Source organism: Stenotrophomonas sp. 05L44_2, assembly GCF_056665995.1.
In genome coordinates, this window is record NZ_JBFTNR010000662.1 from 1 (window position 1) to 2,319 (window position 2,319).

The following is a 2,319-nucleotide window of genomic DNA, read 5'->3' on the forward strand; positions in this document are numbered from 1 at the left end:
GCGTTGGGAGCAGCACACCTCGCAGAGCTCGGAAGCCTCGCGCGCCGGCGAGGTCGAGCGCACCCGCGTGGACTACCTGGACAAGCAGATCCTTGATGCCGATCGTCGCCGCGAAGCGCTGGCGGCCGAACGTGCCGGGCTGGACGTGGATGCACTGGATGAAGTCTTCGAGCAGCTGCACCTGCAGCACGATACGCAGAAGACCGCGCTGGATGAGCTGACCGAGCAGGTCGAGGAGCGCAAGCACGGTGTCGCCGCCGTGCAGGAGCAGCAGCGCAACGGGCAGAACGAGCTGGCCGAGCTGCGCAAGCAGGTCAATGGCCTGCGCGGGCGCCTGTCTTCGCTGGAAACCCTGCAGCAGGCTGCACTCGGCCAGGAGCAGGGCGCGGCGGTGGCGTGGCTGAAGTCGCGTGGGCTGGATTCGGCCGCGCGCGTGGGTGAGCGCCTGGATGTTGATGCGGGTTGGGAAAACGCAGTGGAAAGCGCGCTCGGTCAATTGATCGAAGGCGTGCTGGTCGACGACCCGGCCAGCCTGGTCGATGCGTTGGGTGAGCTGGGCGAAGGCCGCATCGCGCTGGTTGCCAATGACGGTGCGGACCTGAAGGTCGCGCCGACCTCGCTGGCTGCACGTGTGCGTGGACCAGCGCCGATCCGGCGCCTGCTTGCACGCCTGCACGGCGCGCGTGACCTTGCCGAAGCCAATGCACTGCAGGCCAGCCTGCCCGAGGGCGATTCCATCATCACCCAGGGCGGYGAACGCYTGGGCGAAGGCTGGGTGCGCGTGTCGCGCTCCGGCGCSGCCAAGCAGGGCGCGCTGCTGCGCGAACGCGAAATCAACGAACTGCGCGAGCAGATCGAGCAGCTGCAATCGCGCGAAGCCGAACTGGAAGAACAGCTGGCCGGTTTCCGCGAGCACCTGTTGGCCGCCGAACAGCAGCGCGAGGATGCGCAGCGTGCGCTGTACCTGGCGCACCGCGCGGTGTCCGAACTGGCCGGCCAGCTGCAGGGCCAGCAGGGCAAGGTGGAGGCGGCACGTACGCGCATCGACCGTATCGAAGGCGAGCTCAGCCAGTTGCTGGAGACCCTGGACATCAATCGCGAGCAGGCGCGTGAAGCGCGTGCGCGGTTGGAGAATGCGGTCAACAGCATGGGTGACCTGGAGTCGAACCGGCAGGGCCTGGAGGGCGAACGCCGTCAGTTGACCGAGGCGCGTGATCTGGCCCGCGACGCCGCTCGTGCGGTGCGCGAGCGTTCGCACGCGTTGGCCCTGACCCTGGAATCACAGCGCGCCCAGGTGGCGTCGTTGAGCCAGGCGCTGGAACGCATGAGTACGCAGCGTGGCCAGCTTGATGCACGCCTGGGCGAACYGCATTCGCAGCTGGACGAAGGCGATACCCCGGTCGAATCGCTGCAGGCCGAGCACCAGAACGCGCTGGAAGAGCGTGTCCGTGCCGATCGCGTGCTGACCGAAGCGCGCACGTTGCTGGATGGCATTGATGCCGAACTGCGCAACTACGAGCAGACCCGCCACCAACGCGACGAGCAGGCGCTGTCCCAGCGCGAGCGCATCTCGCAGCGCAAGCTGGACCAGCAGGCGCTGGTACTCAGTGCTGAAACCCTGCAGGGCGCAGTGGAGAAGGCCGGTTTCGTGCTGCAGGATGTGATCAACGCGCTGCCCGAAGAGGCCCGCCTGGGCGACTGGGAGCAGGCGGTGCACCAGATCGACGGTCGCATGCGCCGGCTGGAGCCGGTCAACCTGGCCGCGATCCACGAGTATGGCGAAGCCTCGCAGCGCTCGGAGTATCTGGATGCGCAGCACGTGGACCTGACCACCGCGCTGGAGACCCTGGAAGAYGCSATCCGCAAGATCGACCGCGAAACCCGGGGCCGCTTCAAGGACACCTTCGACCGTGTCAACGCCGGTGTGCAGGCGCTGTATCCGCGCCTGTTCGGTGGCGGCCACGCCTACCTGGAGCTGACCGGCGAAGACCTTCTCGATACCGGCGTGACCATCATGGCGCGTCCCCCGGGCAAGCGCGTGTCGAGCATCTCGCTGCTGTCCGGCGGCGAAAAGGCGATGACCGCCGTGGCGCTGGTGTTTGCGATCTTCCAGCTCAACCCGGCACCGTTCTGCCTGCTGGACGAGGTGGACGCGCCGCTGGATGAAGCCAACGTCGGCCGCCTGGCCAACATGGTCAAGGAAATGAGCGAGAAGGTGCAGTTCCTGTTCGTCAGCCACAACAAGGCCACGATGGAAGCGGCGCACCAGTTGTCGGGCGTGACGATGCGCGAGCCGGGTGTCAGCCGGCTGGTCAGCGT

Annotated in this window: 1 protein-coding gene; it reads left to right on the forward strand. The window is 67.3% G+C overall.

Features of this window, described 5'->3' with window-relative positions; translation table 11 throughout:
- The coding region (locus AC1VAN_RS18945; protein WP_480986454.1) for a coiled-coil domain-containing protein at window positions 1-2,319 on the forward strand (2,319 nt) is incomplete at both ends.